14 protein-coding genes and 1 pseudogene are annotated in these 18558 nt (G+C 37.7%); 5 read left to right on the forward strand and 10 right to left on the reverse strand.

The window, feature by feature from the left end:
- Positions 1 to 15 precede the first annotated feature (15 nt).
- A pseudogene (gene recD2, locus BTR42_RS10705) lies at positions 16 to 2209 on the forward strand (SF1B family DNA helicase RecD2); the annotation flags it as partial.
- A 521-nt stretch (positions 2210 to 2730) separates the two neighbouring features.
- The gene (locus tag BTR42_RS10710; RefSeq protein ID WP_013643442.1) at positions 2731 to 3234 is read left to right on the forward strand and encodes a hypothetical protein; all 504 of its coding nucleotides are present in this window, start codon (positions 2731 to 2733) and stop codon (positions 3232 to 3234) included.
- Between the two features lie 54 nt (positions 3235 to 3288).
- Here the strand turns inward: BTR42_RS10710 and dinB are convergent, their stop codons facing one another.
- Positions 3289 to 4386, reverse strand: a complete 1098-nt coding sequence (gene dinB / locus BTR42_RS10715; RefSeq protein WP_061458080.1) for a DNA polymerase IV — start codon at positions 4384 to 4386, stop codon at positions 3289 to 3291.
- Between the two features lie 225 nt (positions 4387 to 4611).
- Here dinB and pflB point away from each other — a divergent pair, with 225 nt between their 5' ends.
- Positions 4612 to 6936 (forward strand): formate C-acetyltransferase, encoded by a 2325-nt coding sequence (gene pflB, locus BTR42_RS10720; RefSeq protein WP_077497688.1) that lies wholly within the window; start codon positions 4612 to 4614, stop codon positions 6934 to 6936.
- A 59-nt stretch (positions 6937 to 6995) separates the two neighbouring features.
- Positions 6996 to 7433 (forward strand): GNAT family N-acetyltransferase, encoded by a 438-nt coding sequence (locus tag BTR42_RS10725; protein WP_077497691.1) that lies wholly within the window; start codon positions 6996 to 6998, stop codon positions 7431 to 7433.
- 358 nt (positions 7434 to 7791) lie between these two features.
- On the opposite strand, the gene BTR42_RS10730 is transcribed toward BTR42_RS10725, so the two are convergent.
- From BTR42_RS10730 to gla, 4 genes are all read right to left on the reverse strand, one after another.
- Positions 7792 to 8406, reverse strand: coding sequence for a DUF1269 domain-containing protein (locus tag BTR42_RS10730; RefSeq protein ID WP_039693729.1), 615 nt, complete (start codon positions 8404 to 8406; stop codon positions 7792 to 7794).
- A 98-nt stretch (positions 8407 to 8504) separates the two neighbouring features.
- Positions 8505 to 9425 carry a serine hydrolase domain-containing protein gene (locus tag BTR42_RS10735; RefSeq protein ID WP_039693757.1) on the reverse strand — a complete coding sequence of 307 codons (921 nt, stop codon included), beginning with the start codon at positions 9423 to 9425 and terminating at the stop codon, positions 8505 to 8507.
- On the reverse strand, positions 9422 to 10168 hold the full coding sequence (locus BTR42_RS10740) for a CppA family protein (protein ID WP_013643447.1): 747 nt from the start codon (positions 10166 to 10168) through the stop codon (positions 9422 to 9424). The genes BTR42_RS10735 and BTR42_RS10740 overlap by 4 nt, the downstream gene beginning before the upstream one ends.
- 347 nt (positions 10169 to 10515) lie before the next feature.
- On the reverse strand, positions 10516 to 11361 hold the full coding sequence (gene gla, locus BTR42_RS10745) for an aquaglyceroporin Gla (RefSeq protein WP_009854949.1): 846 nt from the start codon (positions 11359 to 11361) through the stop codon (positions 10516 to 10518).
- A 121-nt stretch (positions 11362 to 11482) separates the two neighbouring features.
- Here gla and BTR42_RS10750 point away from each other — a divergent pair, with 121 nt between their 5' ends.
- A complete protein-coding gene (locus BTR42_RS10750) occupies positions 11483 to 13762 on the forward strand; it encodes a Xaa-Pro dipeptidyl-peptidase (protein ID WP_077497694.1) in 2280 nt (759 codons plus the stop codon).
- Between the two features lie 202 nt (positions 13763 to 13964).
- On the opposite strand, the gene BTR42_RS10755 is transcribed toward BTR42_RS10750, so the two are convergent.
- From BTR42_RS10755 to pstA, 5 genes are read right to left on the reverse strand one after another with little or no spacing between them, the layout of a single operon-like run.
- Positions 13965 to 15617 (reverse strand): sensor histidine kinase, encoded by a 1653-nt coding sequence (locus BTR42_RS10755; protein ID WP_077497696.1) that lies wholly within the window; start codon positions 15615 to 15617, stop codon positions 13965 to 13967.
- Positions 15610 to 16287 (reverse strand): winged helix-turn-helix domain-containing protein, encoded by a 678-nt coding sequence (locus BTR42_RS10760; RefSeq protein ID WP_013643451.1) that lies wholly within the window; start codon positions 16285 to 16287, stop codon positions 15610 to 15612. Before BTR42_RS10760 ends, BTR42_RS10755 begins: the two co-directional genes overlap by 8 nt.
- On the reverse strand, positions 16287 to 16937 hold the full coding sequence (phoU, locus tag BTR42_RS10765) for a phosphate signaling complex protein PhoU (RefSeq protein WP_009854953.1): 651 nt from the start codon (positions 16935 to 16937) through the stop codon (positions 16287 to 16289). Before phoU ends, BTR42_RS10760 begins: the two co-directional genes overlap by 1 nt.
- The gene (pstB, locus tag BTR42_RS10770; protein ID WP_012962486.1) at positions 16934 to 17683 is read right to left on the reverse strand and encodes a phosphate ABC transporter ATP-binding protein PstB; all 750 of its coding nucleotides are present in this window, start codon (positions 17681 to 17683) and stop codon (positions 16934 to 16936) included. The genes phoU and pstB overlap by 4 nt, the downstream gene beginning before the upstream one ends.
- Positions 17676 to 18554 (reverse strand): phosphate ABC transporter permease PstA, encoded by an 879-nt coding sequence (gene pstA, locus BTR42_RS10775; protein WP_077497698.1) that lies wholly within the window; start codon positions 18552 to 18554, stop codon positions 17676 to 17678. The genes pstB and pstA overlap by 8 nt, the downstream gene beginning before the upstream one ends.
- Positions 18555 to 18558 lie beyond the last annotated feature (4 nt).

Genomic DNA, 18558 nt, shown 5'->3' on the forward strand with positions numbered 1-18558 from the left:
AAGTAAGGACACGTTATGGAATACTTCTTTTCTGGCACAATTGACCGTATTATTTTTGAAAATGCCAGTAATTTCTTTAAAATTTTATTGCTCGAAATTGAGGATACTGATTCAGACTTTGATGATTTTGAAATCATTGTTACTGGAACAATTGCCGATATTATCGAGGGAGAAAATTATACGTTTTGGGGTGAATTAACGCAACACCCAAAATATGGCGAACAGCTCAGAGTCACACGTTACGAGCGCAGCAAACCAACTTCTTCTGGTCTTATTAAATATTTTTCAAGCGACCATTTCAAAGGAATTGGTAAAAAAACTGCTGAAAAAATTGTGCAGCTTTACGGCGACAATACCATTGATAAAATCCTAGAAGACCCTAGTAAATTAGACAGTATTTCTGGGCTCTCTAAGGAAAATAAAGACAACTTTTTAACCAAACTCAAACTTAATTATGGTACAGAGCTCATTTTATCCAAGTTAGCAGAGTATGGCTTGACTAACCGCGTTGCCTTTGAAATTTTTAATCAATACAAGGAAGACAGTCTTGATATTATCCAAGAAAATCCTTATCGATTGGTCGAAGACATTCAAGGGATTGGTTTTAAAATCGCTGACCAACTCGCTGAACAATTAGGAATCGAAGCAGATGCCCCTCAACGTTTTCGTGCTGCTCTCGTGCACAGTCTTTTTGAAACTTCTATTGAACGAGGAGATACTTACGTCGAAGCGCGTGATTTGCTTGAAAATGCCATTACCACCCTTGAAGAAGCTAGACAAATTGAGTTAGACCCCGCAGCCGTTGCCAAAGAATTATCAACGCTTATCGCTGAAGATAAGGTGCAAAATGTCGGTACCAAAATTTTTGACAATACTCTTTTCTATGCTGAATCAGGTATCAAAAAACACCTGACACGTATCCTTGATACGCCACTCGACCAAAACTTTTCAGATGGTGACTTGCAAGAAGAAATCGCTGACGTTGAGGAAGCTTTCGGCATTTCTTACGATGATGTGCAAAAAAATGCTATCAAAGAAGCGCTCAAGAGCAAGGTGTTTATTTTGACTGGTGGTCCTGGGACGGGAAAAACGACTGTTATCAACGGTTTGATTGCTGCCTACGCAGACCTTCATCACATTGACCTTGAGAAAAAAGATATTCCTATCATCTTAGCAGCGCCAACAGGACGTGCTGCCCGCCGTATGAATGAATTAACAGGCTTGCCAAGTGCGACTATTCACCGCCATTTGGGGTTAAATGGCGATAACGACTACCAAGCTATTGATGACTATCTCGACTGTGACTTGATTATCATTGATGAATTTTCAATGGTTGATACTTGGCTTGCCAATCAACTCTTTAGTTCCATTTCGTCCAATACTCAAGTCATCATCGTTGGAGATAGTGACCAATTGCCGTCTGTCGGTCCTGGGCAAGTATTAGCTGATTTATTAAAAATTGAAGCTCTTCCTCAACTAGCATTGACTAAAATCTTTAGACAATCGGAAGATTCAACCATTGTTACACTTGCTAATCAGATGAGACTTGGAAAATTACCAGCTGACTTCACACAAAAGAAAGCTGACCGTTCTTATTTTGAAGCAAGTGCACAATATATCCCAGAAATGATTCCTAAAATTGTCAGCGCAGCTGTTAAGAGTGGCATTGACCCACAAGAAATACAAATTCTTGCCCCAATGTACCGTGGCGCAGCTGGGATTAATCGACTTAATATCATTATTCAGGATTTACTTAACCCGCTTAAAGATCAACTCTCGTTTGCCTTTGGTGAGATGAATTTCCGTAAGGGTGACAAAGTTCTCCACCTCATCAACGATGCTGAACTCAATGTTTTCAATGGTGATATCGGCTATATTACAGACCTTATTCCTGCTAAATATACCGAATCCAAACAAGACGAGCTTTACATGTCTTTTGACGGCAACGAAGTTATCTACCCTCGTAATGAATGGCATAAAATCACCCTTGCTTACGCCATGTCAATCCACAAATCACAAGGTAGCGAATTTCAGGTTGTCATTTTGCCGATCACTCGCCAAAGTCACCGACTCTTACAACGTAACCTCATTTACACAGCTATCACCCGCTCTAAGAGTAAATTAGTGATGTTAGGGGAAATTGCCGCCTTTGATTACGCCATAAAAAACGAAGGCGCTAAGCGCAACACCTATCTTGTTCAACGCTTTACAAGCTCCGCACAAGAAGAAGAAAGTATTGATTTACAAACTGAAATTTCTCAACAAACATCACCTAAAACAGATAATGAAGCTGAGAAAATCACCTCTCCAACTTCTCCCCAAACAAATATTTTTAAAGAAGAAAACATTCAACTGACACTAGATATTGCCGAAAATGAGCAAACACAAACAGAGCAAGAACCAAAAATCTATCGCTTGACAGAAGAAAACTTGGCATTTATCAACCCAATGATTGGCATTACCCAAGCCGACATTGAACAATTTTTTAAGAAATAACAGCCACCCCATGATGCTCAAAATCATGGGGTTATTTATAACTCAGAATGTGATACAAGTGTTTCAAAGCTTCTATACTTAAAATATTTTGATATTTAAAACAGTCCAATCCCTTGAAACGACAAGCTTTATCAAAATACTAAGTATTGATAAAAAGCTATTTACAGAGAGAAATTTTGTGTTATAATATTTGTACTATCACATTAGTATAACCATTGTTTTAGGAGGTTTGATATGGTTTCTTATGAAAAAATTCGTCAATCATTGCGTTCTTGGACGCTCTTTATTGCATGGGTAAATGTTCTTGCAGTCCTTGCAAAAATCTTTACTATTATCAGCTATTTCACGTTACTGAATAATCTTGACACCATTAAAAGTACTTATGATGCCGATACTTACCAAACAATCGTGGCAGCTACAAATATCTGGAACGTTATTATCATGATTGTTGCTTTGATTGCAAATATTGCCATTGCCTTCTTAGCGTTCAAAAATTTACCTAAAATCAAAGAAGATGCTCCAAGCTTGACACCTTACCGCCTTGGTTTGGTTTACACAGTTGTCTATAATGTAGCGGGCATTATTCTTGCAGTCGTTTTAGGTAGCACATTATCAGTTACAACTTTCCTTCTCCCAGTTATTTTCCTAGCTCTTTATGGCTATGTCTATGCAAAAGCAGGGCAATTATTAGATAAAGACGAAGAGGAAAATGACGAGGCTGTCACTGAAGCTGAATAAGTATTATAATCTATAAAAATCAATACCGTCTCAGCAACTTACTAAGGCGGTATTTTAATTGTCAAATAAATTCAAGGGTTGGATATTATCCTCTAAACCTGTGACAGTCACCCCCAACAAGCGAACACCTAATTTTGACTCGTCTAAGCTATCGTAAATCGTTTTAGCAACTTGGTCAATCACTTCAAAATCATTGGTGACATCATCAAGGGTTATTCGTTTGGTTAAGGTTGAAAAATCCGAATAACGCACTTTTAAGACAATTGTCCGACCAACTTTATGATTACGTTGAAGCGTGTCAACCACTCGCTGGGCATTCTTTGAAATTTCCGATTTGACATCATCTTCTTCATATAATAATTTACCATAAGTTCGCTCACTTCCAATTGATTTGCGAATGCGGTTAGACTTGACTGGCGAATTTGAAATGCCACGCGCCTTACGGTACAAATCATAGCCAAAGCGACCAAAAAGATCGATCAAGGTCATTTCAGGAATTTCCAACAAATCTGCTCCCGTAAAAACACCCAGTTGATGCAATTTTTCAACAGACCGTTTTCCGACACCGTAAAATTTCTCAATAGGAAGTTTTTTTAGAAAATCTTGGGCATCTTCTGGTAAAATTAAAGTTAATCCTTTCGGTTTTTCAAAATCCGAAGCGAGTTTAGCTAAAAATTTGTTATAAGAGACACCTGCCGAGCAGGTTAAGTGAACTTCTTGCCAAATATCATATTGAATCATTTTGGCAATTTTAATAGCTGATTTGATGCCGAGTTTATTTTCAGTGACATCTAAATAAGCTTCATCAATGGACATGGGTTCAACCAAATCCGTATAACGCTTGAAAATCTCACGAATCTGCATACCGACTTTTCGGTATTTTTGATAATTACCTGAGATAAAAACGGCTTGCGGACAACGCTCATAAGCTTCTTTTGAGGACATGGCTGAATGAACACCAAATTTTCTGGCTTCATAATTACAAGTTGAAACAACACCACGTCCACCTGTTTTTCGTGGATCAGAACCGATAATGACAGGCTTACCTTTCAAGTCTGGATTATCCCGCTCTTCTACCGACGCAAAAAAGGCATCCATATCAATATGAATAATTTTTCGAGAAGTGTCATTAATTAAAGGAAAAATCAACATAAGCCTGTCCTTTCTGATTGTTTCTGAATCTATTATAACAATTTTCATGGTTTTCAACCAAACTTACAAATTTCTAGTACAGTTAAGTATTTTTTATGAAACTGTACTAGAAAAGATTATCGTTTTTTGCGAGTTTTCTGCTTTGGAAAACGCTTCCTTTGTGATAAACTATACTTGTAAATGTAACAGATGGTCTGTTACTAGAATTTAAGGAGAAATCTCATTATGGCGACTGTTAAAACTAATACAGATGTTTTTGAAAAAGCCTGGGAAGGCTTTAAAGGTACTGACTGGAAAGAAAAAGCCAGCGTTTCTCGTTTCGTACAAGCTAACTACACACCTTATGATGGTGATGAAAGCTTCTTAGCTCCTGCTACAGAACGTTCACTTAAAGTGAAAAAAATCATTGAAGAAACTAAAGCTCACTACGAAGAAACTCATTTCCCAATGGATACTCGTCCAACATCAATCGCAGATATTCCTGCCGGCTATATTTCAAAAGACGACGAACTAATCTACGGTATTCAAAATGATGAGTTATTCAAACTGAATTTCATGCCAAAAGGCGGAATTCGTATGGCAGAAACAGCTCTCAAGGAACATGGCTATGAACCTGACCCAGCTGTTCACGAAATTTTTACAAAACACGTAACTACAGTAAATGACGGTATCTTCCGTGCTTATACATCAAATATCCGTCGTGCACGTCACGCACACACTGTAACTGGACTTCCAGATGCTTACTCTCGTGGGCGTATCATCGGTGTTTATGCTCGTCTTGCTCTTTACGGTGCTGACTACTTGATGAAAGAAAAAGCCAACGACTGGAATGCAATTACTGAAATTGATGAAGAATCAATTCGTCTTCGTGAAGAAGTTAACTTGCAATACCAAGCACTTGGTGAAGTTGTCAAACTTGGTGACCTTTACGGTGTTGATGTCCGCAAACCAGCGATGAACGTTAAAGAAGCTATCCAATGGGTAAATATCGCATTTATGGCTGTTTGTCGTGTTATCAACGGTGCTGCAACTTCTCTTGGACGTGTGCCAATTGTTCTTGATATCTTTGCAGAACGTGACCTTGCTCGTGGTACATTTACAGAATCAGAAATCCAAGAATTCGTTGATGATTTTGTCTTGAAACTTCGTACTGTAAAATTCGCACGTACAAAAGCTTACGACGAACTTTACTCAGGTGACCCAACATTCATCACAACTTCTATGGCTGGTATGGGTGCTGACGGACGTCACCGTGTTACTAAAATGGACTACCGTTTCTTGAACACACTTGATAATATTGGTAATGCTCCAGAACCAAACTTGACAGTTCTCTGGACTGACAAATTGCCATATTCATTCCGTCGCTACTGTATGAAAATGTCACACAAACACTCTTCAATCCAATACGAAGGTGTGACAACAATGGCTAAAGACGGTTATGGTGAAATGTCATGTATCTCATGTTGTGTATCACCACTTGACCCAGAAAATGAAGAACAACGTCACAACATCCAATACTTTGGTGCTCGTGTAAACGTCCTTAAAGCTCTTCTTACTGGTTTGAACGGTGGTTACGACGATGTTCACAAAGACTACAAAGTCTTTGATATTGACCCTGTCCGTGACGAAGTTCTTGACTTTGAAACTGTCAAAGCTAACTTTGAAAAATCACTTGATTGGTTGACTTCAACTTACGTAGATGCCCTTAACATCATTCACTACATGACTGATAAGTACAACTACGAAGCTGTCCAAATGGCATTCTTACCAACAAAACAACGTGCTAACATGGGATTCGGTATCTGTGGTTTTGCAAATACTGTTGATACCTTGTCAGCAATCAAATACGCTACTGTTAAACCAATCCGTGATGAAAATGGTTACATCTACGATTACGAAACAACTGGTGATTACCCTCGTTGGGGTGAAGATGACCCTCGTTCAAACGAATTGGCAGAATGGTTGGTAGAAGCATACACTACTCGTCTTCGTAGCCACAAACTCTACAAGGATGCAGAAGCTACTGTATCACTTCTTACAATCACTTCAAACGTTGCTTATTCTAAACAAACTGGTAACTCTCCAGTCCACAAAGGTGTTTACCTTAACGAAGATGGCACTGTGAACCTTTCTAAACTTGAATTCTTCTCTCCAGGTGCTAATCCATCTAACAAAGCTCGTGGTGGTTGGTTGCAAAATCTTAACTCGCTTGCAAGCCTTGACTTCTCATACGCTGCAGATGGTATCTCACTTACAACTCAAGTTTCTCCACGTGCCCTTGGTAAGACATTCGATGAACAAGTTGATAACTTGGTAACTATCCTTGATGGTTACTTCGAAAACGGTGGACAACACGTTAACTTGAACGTTATGGACCTTAAAGATGTCTATGACAAGATTATGAGTGGTGAAGATGTTATCGTTCGTATCTCTGGTTACTGTGTCAACACTAAATATCTTACAAAAGAGCAAAAAACTGAATTGACACAACGTGTCTTCCACGAAGTCCTTTCAATGGACGACGCTGCTGAAGCCGTTGCTGGAAAATAAGAATAGAAGAAAAGACTTTGTCAGTTGACAAGGTCTTTTTTTGCTTTTAAAATATAGCTATGAAAATCAAACAGACACGAAATACATTATCAGATACATATCTAGACGCTGTCAGAATCCGCCAATTAGTCTTTGTTAAGGGACAAGGTGTGCCAATGTCGCTTGAAATCGACGAGAACGAGGCTTATTGCCTTCATTTTGTCCTTTATGATGAGAAAGGTCAAGCTGCCGCTACCTGCCGTATTTTGCCAAATAAAGACCATAGTGAAGCGACACTACAACGTATGGCGGTACTACCAGCCTATCAAGGACAAAATCTTGGAAAACTTCTCTTAGAGGATGTGATTCAATTCTGTCAAAAACAAGGCTTTAAACGCATGGTATTACACGCGCAATTAACAGCAAAAGGTTTCTACGACAAGCTTGGCTTTACTTACTTCGGCGAAGAATTTGAAGAAGCTGGTATCATGCACATCAGTATGGAAAAATCATTATAAAACTTTTTAACCGCTTACTGGCTTAGATTCATTATATCGGGGTGATTTGCAATTTGACATAACAAAAGCGAGGCTGAGAGACAAAAGTGCTCAGCCTCGCTATTATATAGCTGTAATAAGCAAAATACAGTGGTTTGGACTTCGAGAATCTGGAAATCAATTGTTGAAGGTCGCTGTCAAGAAATCTAAAAACATAAATTGCCAACTTTTCAACTTAGAGTTTCCCATGCGCAATTGATTAAGCACTTTTTAACACTTGCTTTGCAAGCTAGATTTCCAAACCTCAAACAATATTTTCAACTATTTAAGTAATCACCACTGAATAGGTTCTAATACGCTGATAGACCACCTTTTAAAGTTATTCTTTTCCTCTTAGGCGTCGGAAAGTTGCTTTAATAGCATCTGCGATGTCATTTCCTTGTTCTTTGAGATGATTTAGACGACGTTCGTTCAAATCTTCTTGAACTTTATCGTACAATTCATCTTGGACTTGTCCTGCAAGCTCAACTTCACGTGCGAGAGCAAGGGCATCCCAACGCATAATATTCGTTTTATAAGGAGCAAAGACATGGTTTAAAATACTTTCATCTTCTTCGTGAACTAGAGCAATAACGGCAACATCACCATCAAGCAATTTTGTTGTCACTTCTTCAATCAAGCTATTGTCACTCGCATCAGTCATGCTTCCACTTGCTGCACCAGCAAGACTACCGATACCATAACCAATAATAACACCGATAGGACCGCTCAAAATGCCCAACAGACCGCCGATAATACCGCCAACAGTTGCATAATCACGACTAGCATCATCAAAGTCAATAGAATCTTTGATAGTGATTTTACCATCTTCATTTTTCACCAATGCAATCTGTGCAATTTGTGTATCATTATCCTGCTTGAATGATTTTAGTTCTGAAAAAGCTTGGTAGGCTTCGCTTTCAACATCAAAAACAACAGTTAGTACATTTGCCATAATCTTGTTCCTCCTTTTCCTTTATCACCCTCATTATAACACTTTAGGGCTAAAAAGGCTGATAAAAACAAAACGTTTTCAAAGAAATATCTGTTTTTTTAATAATTCTGCTGAATCCATTGTGAAATTCTCTGACGTTCCTCAATCCACAGAGGTCTATCATCATAAGCATATGTACGATTAGTCAGAAAAATAGCAGCTTTTTGCTCCTTACGATTGATTGTCACATAAGTGCCTGTGTAACCAGTATGGTCAAGCCAATCGCCCTCTTTATTCCATGCCAGCGAACGTTCTTTATTCGCTTGACTGAAATTTTGCCAAATATCACTCGCAAAATCATCTGTTAGATAATGCTGACAAAACTTTTCTAAATCCTGCAGGTTTGAAAATAACCCTGCTGAACCAGAATGAACACCAAGAACCTTGGCTTTTGGGTCATGAACAAGCCCGTCACCGATGCCAGCAACCGTAGGCACCGCATTTTTTACTGGACCAAAACCAGTATTTGTCATGCCAAAAGGCTGAAAGACTTCATCTTTAAAAATCACATCAAGTGACTTGCCATAAATCTCTTCTAGCATAAAGCCAAGCAAAAGAAAATTGATATCTGTGTAAAGAAACTCTTTCTTGCTCTCCACAGTAATGTGATTAATGGCTTCTTTCAACTCAGCTGCATTCAGATTATCACGATTAGGGATAAAAGGATTTATCCCACTACTATGTGTCAAAAGTTGTCGTAAGGTTACAGATGACTCGTGAAAATCAGGATAATACCGCACTAAAGGCGCATCCAACTCTAATTTTCCTTGATATAAAAGAGAAATAATAACTGTTCCAACGCCAACTACTTTGGAAACAGACGCTAAATCATAAATCAAGCCAGATTTTACAGGAGTGACACCGTCAATCGTACCAATATAATGTTCTGACCATTGACCGTCTTTAAAAAGAGCTAAACTAGCTCCATGGTAAATATTGCGATTGATCTGGTTATTAATAATTTCTAACAAGTTTGTCATTTGATAAACCAAATTTCAATATTGCTAGGGTCAGAAAGTACTAAGACACTCGCTTTTTTATCCAAATAAACAGTTTGCCCTTTATTTTCTAAAAAGCTAGCCAAAGCTTTCAAATCATAATTGTCAGGAACTTGACATTCTAAAATTTCCACATCCCAAGTTTCAAGCGGGTCAACGGCTAAATCTGCACCTTGCGCTTGCACAAATTGGATATCAAGCGGAAATTGTCCTTCAAAGACATCATTGTAAAAAGCACGCGCAGCTGCTTCATCAGCCACGTTAAGTGTCATACTTTCGAAGCTAAAGTCAGAAACTTCTTTTAACTCATCATTTTTAGGGAAATTGACACTATCGATTTCAGTTAATTGTTGAATATCATCTTCAGAATGTAAAAGAAAAAGGTCACCTTCTGGTGATAACGTTTCAAAGGCATACCCATTTTTACCTTTAAAGAGACGCTCAACAGCAATACCATTTCCTAAGATAGCTGTCACTTCATCGGCATTCGGAATTTTAACAACAATCTTATTAACTTTTTTTGTTCCCTCAACAGCATGTGTATCGGGCGCTGGTGATTCTTCAATAACAAAACGAGCATTTTTTTGTTTGGTCGAAAACTCAGCAATTGCATTTTCTTCGTTAACTAGTTTAAAACCTAATTTTTTATAAAACTCAATGTTGTGGTCACGATTATTGATTCGCAAAACGGGATGCCTAAACGTGACTTCGTCAAATAAAGTCATAACTGTCTCCTCACAATGTTTCTTTTATTAAATTTTCAATACAGTTCCTACAAAATAAGGACTAGGTCTTTTCTATTTTAGAAAAAATTATTTAGTTTGACAAGAAATTATGCGTTTTTAAGGAATTTTTGTATAAAAAGTACCCAACTTCTTTATTTATACAGTGATAATTCACAAAGTTCAAGAGATTTAGGGATAAAATTGGTGAAGAGCACATCAAAAACATAAGAATAGTGATGAAAAACTTTAGCTAACAGAGTTTCTCATGCACAAATTGATTAGATATTTTATTAGCGCCAATCAAAAATAAAAAAAGGAAACCCGAAGGTCTCCTATATGTCTCATTCTTATAGGTACAAGAGTTTGAATAAGGCTACTGCTGCGATACCTGCAAGAATTGGAGCGATAACTGGTACCCATGAATACCACCATTTAGAATCGCCTTTGTGTTCACCAAGAACTGATTTAGGAAGCAAAGCATGGACGATACGTGGACCAAGGTCACGTGCAGGGTTAAGACCAGGACCAGTAGGACCACCAAGTGATGCAACAAGTGTCATTACAAGGAAACCAAGTCCTAAGTGAGCAACAGCAAGTGAACCTGTTGTGTAAGGTGCAACTTGGCTTGCTGCTGTAGTAGCGTCATAACCGTAGTCAGTCAATTTTGCAACTAATTCTGCACCGAAGTAGTTTTTAGTAAGTGCCATAGCACCGAAGAAAAGTACGAATGAACCTAAGAACTCATTCAAGAAACCGTTAATCCAAGCAGCTTTGTGGCTTTCTTTTGTACCATCGTCAACAGCTGAGATAGTTGAGAATGAACCAAGGATAGCATTTGGATTTTCAGTCTTAAGGTAGTATGGTTTGTGTGTCATAACGACAAGCAATTGACCAAACATTGCACCAAGTAATTGAGCAATGATGTATTGTGGAACGTGTGACCAATCAAACAAACCTGAAACTGCAAGTGCAAGTGTGAAGGCTGGATTGATGTGGTTACCTGAAACGTTACCAAACATAAGCGCAGGAATCATAACACCGAAACCATAACCAAGTGCGATGATAACCCAACCAGAGTTATTTCCTTTTGTACCTTTAAGGTCAACATTGGCAACAGCACCATTACCAAGAATGATAAGTAAGGCTGTTCCGATAAATTCTGTGATGTATTTCACAGTCCATGTAACATCCATGTTTTTTTGTTTCCTCCGAAAAAAAATATAGTTTAGACAACTAACATTTTATCAAGTATAATAGATAATGTAAAGGTTATCTGTAAAATTAAAACGTTTACTTTTTAGAAGGGAAAGTTTCATGAAATATAATCAATTCTCTTTCATTCCAAGACCTATCGCTATTGCAGAGCAAGAGTTGCAAGCCTTGGGATTTGATATTACCCACCAACAAGCTGATAAAAAAGCTCTTGAAAATTTCTGCCGTAAGATTTTCTTTAATTACAAAGATACGGACTACCCACTTCGTCAATTAATCGCTGATTTTGAGACAGATTTATTAACATTTTTTAATTCTGAACGTCCATTGACAGCGGATATTTTTTACACTATTTCACTACAACTTCTCGGATTTATTCCGCATGTTGACTTTACAAATACAACTGACTTTTTAGAAAAAATTGCCTTTCCGATTAATTATCAAAAAGGACACATCCTTGAGGCGCTTTATCATTTGCTAGTTAGTCGCCAAAAATCCGGTATGACCTTGCTTGATGATTTAATTAGTAAGGGGCTTATTCCAGTAGATAATGATTATCATTTTTTCAATGGCAAATCACTAGCAACGTTTGATACAACTGATTTGATTCGTGAAGTTGTTTATGTGCAATCACCGCTTGATACTGACCAAGACGGACAACTCGATTTGATTAAGGTCAATATTATTCGCCCTAAAACAAGCCACCAATTGCCAACCATGATGACAGCTAGTCCTTATCACCAAGGAACAAATGTCGTTGCTAACGATAAAAAACTTTACAAAATGGAAGGTGATTTAGCTGTAAAACCAGCACGAACAATCAACGTTGAAACACGTGACTTTGAACCGTTAGCTGTTCCTGATGTTGACCTTCCTGTCGGAGAAAGTGAAGAACGTTTCAATTTTATTGACCCCTACACGCTCAATGATTATTTCCTTGCACGTGGTTTCGCAAATATCTACGTTTCTGGGGTTGGAACTGCAGGCTCTGACGGTTTTATGACCAGCGGAGATTATGCGCAAGTGGAAAGTTTTAAAGCAGTCATTGATTGGTTAAATGGAAAAGCAATCGCCTTTTCTAGCCACCGTCGTGACCAAAAAGTTGTTGCTGATTGGGCAAGTGGACTGGTTTGTACCACTGGAAAATCTTATCTTGGAACCATGTCAACCGCTCTAGCAACGACAGGTGTTGAGGGGCTGAAAGTTATCATCGCTGAATCAGCTATTTCATCTTGGTATGATTATTATCGTGAAAATGGGTTGGTTTGCAGCCCTGGCGGCTATCCTGGTGAGGACCTTGATGTGCTGACCGAATTGACTTATTCACGTAATCTGCTGACTGGCGATTATCTTCGTAATAATGCACATTACCAAGAACTCCTTGACGAGCAATCTGCGCAACTCGACCGTGCTTCTGGTGATTACAATCAATTTTGGCATGACCGTAATTATCTGCCACACGCTGACAAGGTTAAAGCAACCTGCGTATTCACTCATGGGCTCCAAGACTGGAATGTCAAACCACGTCACATCTTCAATATTTTCAATGCCCTTCCAGATACTGTCGAAAAACACGCTTTTCTTCACCACGGTGAGCATGTCTACATGCACAACTGGCAATCCATTGATTTCCGTGAAAGCATGAACACTTTACTTTCTGAAAAAATGCTTGGACAAGATAATCATTTCGTTTTGCCAACACTTATCTGGCAAGATAATAGCCAAGAACAAGCTTGGACAAGCTTAGCTGAATTTGGCAGTAACAATCAAGCAACTTTAGCTCTTGGTACAGACCAAAAAATCATTGACAATCATTACGCCAAAGCTGAATTTGAACGTTATAGCAAGAATTTCAGAACTTTCAAGAGTGAGTTATTTACTGGAAAAGCAAATGCCATTTGCCTCGATTTACCGATTGAACACGATTACCATATCAATGGGCAAATCACTCTACACCTAACCGTCAAATCTAGTGAAAATAAAGGAATTCTGTCTGCCCAAGTCCTAGACTATGGCGAAAAGAAACGTTTTAAAGATGTTCCTTCTGTACTTGATTTATACGCTATTGATAATGGACGCAATTTCTCACGTGAAGCTCTCAAAGAATTGCCATTTACCAAAGCCAAAGAACGTGTCATCACAAAAGGTGTTCTAAATCTTCAAAATCGTACAGACTTGTTAACAATCGAAGATATTCCTGCAAATGAGTGGATGACCATTGATTTCACCCTTCAACCAAGTATCTACAAATTGGAAAAAGGCGACACTCTCCGTGTGCTTCTCTACACAACAGACTTTGAGCACACTATCCGTGACAATAGCAATTACATTTTGACAGTTGATTTAGACCAATCAAGCATCGAACTGCCAGTCGAACAATAAATAAATCAAAGAGAGTGAAAAAGAGGCTGAGACAAAAAGTTCTCAACCTCTTCTTTTATCTAGTTACAATTGCAAACCACCACTACATCTTACAGTCATAACTAAGTATCAAAGGAAGCCTGGCACTTTGAACTGCACCTCTATCGTTAGATTTTTGTCTAACGTTTGGAGGTGCAGTTTATTTTGCTTCAGCCTCTTTTGACTATTTTTTAAAAGTAAGCAACATCCTTGTTCCATGATTCAATTGACTTTGAATATGGATCGAAGCATCGTGTAATTTCAGCGCGTGTTTAACAATAGATAAGCCCAAACCCGTTCCACCAAGCTTTCGTGAACGACTCTTATCAATACGATAGAAACGTTCAAAAATACGTTCTTGCTCTTCTTTAGAGATGCCAATACCAGTATCTTTAACCTCTAAAAAAACATTATCCTCATTAGACGATATTGTTACATCAACAGCGCCTTTATCCCGATTATAAGTAATCGCATTATCGCAAAGATTGTACAAAACGGAATGGATAAGCGCCGAATTACCAGTAATAGTCGTTGGCTGCCCTTTCAAATGCAAACCAATCTGACGTTGGCTTGCTTTCGTTGATAAACTTTCCAATACATTTTGTGCAATAGCATAAATATCCAGCTTTTCCATTGGTACTTGGTCTGTTTCATCCAAATGAGACAAATTGATAATATCTTCAACCAGCTGCACCATTCTCTGTGATTCGTTATAAATCTTTCCAGCAAAATGCGGAATGTCATTAGCCGATACCAAACCATTCACTAACATCTCTGAATAACCTGAAATCACGTGTAATGGTGTTTTAAGTTCATGCGAAACATTTGCTGTAAACTCATGACGCAGTTTTTCAATTTGTAACTGTTCCGTCACATCAACCAAGAGAACAACTAGACCTGTCACAACACCATTAGACAAAATTGGGCGAATAAGCACTTTATAACTTTCTTGGTCAAACTGTAAAACACCTTCTTGCTTATTACCTTGAAGACCAGATTCTAACCAATGATTAAACGATAAATCTCTTGTAATTTTTAAAATATCATTTCCTAGACAACTTTGATCTGTTTGAAAAAGCTCTTGTGCTGCCGAGTTAATGCTAATGACACGACATTGAGCATCCAATAGGATAATTCCTTCCTTAATTTTAGAAATAATCGTATCAAATTCGTCTCTTTTCTGGTTAAGTAAAGCTTCCTGCTTAGCTAATTCCTTTTGGTGATAATCAATTCGTCTCAACAACGGCGAAATTTCATCATAAGTATCATTTTTTAATGGCTGATCCAAATTCAAATCATTTAAAGGTGCAACAACACGTTTTGCTGTATAACGTGCCACCCATACAGATAGAAAGATTGCTAAAATAATAATCAATGCCAAAGGTTGAAACATTCTGATAAATAATAGCAAAATGCTATGCTGCGTTATCGATAAACGAATGACTGTGCCATCATCCAATCGTTGTGCAATATACAAAGATTTTGTAGTCAATGTAGCAGAATAACGAGTGCTTTCACCATAACCATCTTTCAACGCCTCTTTGATCTCTTTACGATTAGCATGATTATCCATCTTTGTAGCATCTGACTGATTATCATAAAGAATATTCCCCTCGTTATCTACCCATGTGATACGAAGACCAGATACATTTAATGTGTTAAAATAACTATCACCTTCTAGTGCCACACCTTGAGCAACTAAAACAGTTTCTGTTTGTAACTGTTCTTTTTGAACTTGCGTAAAATAACTATAAAGTACACCCATTATCAAAAGAGTTGCTGACAATAGGATACCTAAAGTGACGAAGAGTGTTGAGCGAAAGATTTTTTTAACCATTTTCTTCCTCCAATCGGTAGCCCACGCCACGAATGGTTTTGATCAAGTGACTAGCATCGCCAAGCTTTGTACGCAAAGTTCCAATATGAACATCTACAGTTCTAGTCTCACCAACGAAATATTCTCCCCAGACTTGATTTAATAATTCTTGACGTGTAAAGACGCGGTTTGGATATTTCATAAGAAGTCCAAGTAGTTCAAACTCTTTAAGCGTTAAGCTAATGTCTTTACCATCTTTTTTTACTGTATAATTTTGAATGTCTAAAGAAAGGTTTCCAACCTGTAATATCTGTTTTCTTTGCGATTTTTGGCTTCTACGTAAAACAGCTTTAATACGCGAAATCATTTCCATCATGCCAAAAGGTTTAACCAAATAATCATCGGACCCCATATCCAATCCTTTAACTTTATCAAATTCTGTCCCCTTAGCAGTCGCCATAATCACTGGAATGTCCGCAGTAGACATTTTTCCTTTTAATTCTTCTAAAATGCTTAAGCCATCACTTCCAGGCAACATAATATCCAATAAAATTAAGTCAGGTTTCTGACTTTCTATAGCTTGCCAAAATAGCTCAGCATTTGAAAATCCTTGCGCAACAAAACCAGTCGTCTTTAACGTGTACAGCATTAATTCACGGATATCATCATCATCTTCAACACAATAAATCATCAGTCGTCTCCCTCTAATTGCCCTGTAATCGAAAAAATTATCCACTTAGCAATATTAACTGTGTGGTCTCCAATGCGTTCGATGTATTTAGCAACCATCAGAACATCAATAGCATGCTCACCATCTACATCACTGCCTGAAAAGTAAGTCATCAAATCCATCTTTATTGTATCAAATTCTTGGTCAACTGTATTGTCATTTTGGATAACTTGGTTAGCTAAGGATTCATCATCATGAACAAAAGCATCTATGCTGATCGTAACCATTTCAACCACATGACTAACCATACTTTGCAAATGATCTAATTCACGACCAGGCTGAATATGTCCTTGATTGATAATTTCACCAATCTCAGCCGCCTGTGCGCCAATGCGCTTCATATCATATACCATTTTCAAAACTGCCGAAACACGTCTCAAATCTTTAGCGACAGGTTGCTGCCGTAAAAGTAATTTCAAACATTGCTCTTCAATATCACGTTCTAATTGCTCAATTTTCTGATATGTTTTAATAACATTATTAACCAAGTAAGAATCGTCAGTTTTTAAAAACTGGACAGATTTAGAAATAACATCCTCACACAAAGCCCCCATGAAGATAACATTTTTAGTCAACTCTTGCAATTGATTTTCAAATTTTGAACGAATCATCCAAATCTCCCTGTAATATAATTTTCTGTTCTCTCATCCTGAGGAAGTGAAAATAACTGACTAGTTTTATTAAACTCAACAACTTCCCCCATTAAAAAGAATGCTGTTTTATCTGAAATTCTAACAGCTTGTTGCATATTGTGAGTAACCATAACAATGCTATATTTCTTTTTCAACTCAATAACCAAATCTTCAATTTTTGACGTTGATATAGGGTCTAAGGCACTTGTTGGTTCATCCATTAGAAGAACATCAGGCTCAATAGCCAATGCACGCGCAATACAAAGTCGCTGCTGTTGTCCCCCCGATAACCCCATTGCAGATTTGCTTAACCTATCCTTCACCTCATCCCAAATAGCCGCTTGTTTCAGAGAACGTTCAACAATCTCATCTAACTCCGTTTTAGCATGGATTCCATGCGTTCTTGGTCCAAAGGCAATATTATCATAAATGCTCATCGGAAACGGATTCGGTTTTTGGAAGACCATTCCAACTTTTTTACGAAGCTTATTAATATCTAAATCACAGTAAATATCTTCACCATCCAAAAGCACTTTTCCTGTAATACGACAATCTTTGACCAAGTCATTCATTCGATTAAGGCTCTTTAAAAGTGTGGATTTACCACATCCCGAAGGACCTATAAAAGCTGTAATCTCATTTGCTGGAATTTCTAAATGAATCGATTTCAAAGCATGAAATTCCCCATAATATAAATCCAAGTTATCAATAATTAGTTTACTCATCATCCATCTCGCTTCCTAAACGTTTTGCTACCAAACCAGATAAAAAATTAATGCCAATGACCAAAAGCAATAAAACAACCGCTGTCGCGTAAGTTTGATTGATATAAAGACCTTCACCCGAAATAGCGTACATATGAACCGCTAACGTTCGAGACGAACTAAATACATTCTTTGCAACCTCAGCTACTGTACCTGCTGTAAAAATAAGAGCAGCCGACTCTCCAATGATACGACCAACTGCCAAAATAATTCCCGAAAAAATTCCTGGTATAGCACTCGGCAGGACAATTTTAAAAATAGTTCTTAATTTTCCAGCGCCAAGCGCAAATGCTCCTTCACGGTAACTAGTTGGAACCGAAAGTAAGGCCTCCTCGGTCGTTCTCATAACTAAAGGAAGAATCATAATACTCAACGTCATCGAACCCGATAACAAAGAAAGTCCAAAATGTACATATTTTACAAAGAAAAGTGCTCCAAATAATCCATAAATAATTGATGGAATACCTGATAATGTTTCCGTAGCAATTCTAATGATATTTACTATCGGATTACCTTTCTTAGCATATTCTGTTAAATAAATGGAACCACCTATACCTATTGGAATTGCAATAAGTAACGTCAACCCTGTGATAAATAAAGTATTGATAAGAGCTGGCAGTAACGAAACATTTTCCGTTGTATAAGTAAAAGAAAATAAAGCTTTATTGAGATGTGGAACACCTTTGACTAAAATATAACCAACAATAAAAATAATCACTAAAAAACTTAAGAAAGCCGCGAAATAGACCAAACCAAAAAGGATGAATGACACAAAATCTTGTCTACGAGATGCTGCCCTCTGCTTTAACGTTCTTTGATTAATATTTTCCATACAC

This window comes from Streptococcus gallolyticus subsp. gallolyticus DSM 16831, from assembly GCF_002000985.1.
Classification (GTDB): Bacteria; Bacillota; Bacilli; order Lactobacillales; family Streptococcaceae; genus Streptococcus; species Streptococcus gallolyticus.

Excerpts from the sequence above, each read along its gene's own strand:
- BTR42_RS10710 (WP_013643442.1), top strand. The coding sequence starts at position 2,731 with ATGGTTTCTTATGAAAAAATTCGTCAATCATTGCGTTCTTGGACGCTC.
- dinB (WP_061458080.1), bottom strand. The coding sequence starts at position 4,386 with ATGTTGATTTTTCCTTTAATTAATGACACTTCTCGAAAAATTATTCAT.
- pflB (WP_077497688.1), top strand. The coding sequence starts at position 4,612 with ATGGCGACTGTTAAAACTAATACAGATGTTTTTGAAAAAGCCTGGGAA.
- BTR42_RS10725 (WP_077497691.1), top strand. The coding sequence starts at position 6,996 with ATGAAAATCAAACAGACACGAAATACATTATCAGATACATATCTAGAC.
- BTR42_RS10730 (WP_039693729.1), bottom strand. The coding sequence starts at position 8,406 with ATGGCAAATGTACTAACTGTTGTTTTTGATGTTGAAAGCGAAGCCTAC.
- BTR42_RS10735 (WP_039693757.1), bottom strand. The coding sequence starts at position 9,425 with ATGACAAACTTGTTAGAAATTATTAATAACCAGATCAATCGCAATATT.
- BTR42_RS10740 (WP_013643447.1), bottom strand. The coding sequence starts at position 10,168 with ATGACTTTATTTGACGAAGTCACGTTTAGGCATCCCGTTTTGCGAATC.
- gla (WP_009854949.1), bottom strand. The coding sequence starts at position 11,361 with ATGGATGTTACATGGACTGTGAAATACATCACAGAATTTATCGGAACA.
- BTR42_RS10750 (WP_077497694.1), top strand. The coding sequence starts at position 11,483 with ATGAAATATAATCAATTCTCTTTCATTCCAAGACCTATCGCTATTGCA.
- BTR42_RS10755 (WP_077497696.1), bottom strand. The coding sequence starts at position 15,617 with ATGGTTAAAAAAATCTTTCGCTCAACACTCTTCGTCACTTTAGGTATC.
- BTR42_RS10760 (WP_013643451.1), bottom strand. The coding sequence starts at position 16,287 with ATGATTTATTGTGTTGAAGATGATGATGATATCCGTGAATTAATGCTG.
- phoU (WP_009854953.1), bottom strand. The coding sequence starts at position 16,937 with ATGATTCGTTCAAAATTTGAAAATCAATTGCAAGAGTTGACTAAAAAT.
- pstB (WP_012962486.1), bottom strand. The coding sequence starts at position 17,683 with ATGAGTAAACTAATTATTGATAACTTGGATTTATATTATGGGGAATTT.
- pstA (WP_077497698.1), bottom strand. The coding sequence starts at position 18,554 with ATGGAAAATATTAATCAAAGAACGTTAAAGCAGAGGGCAGCATCTCGT.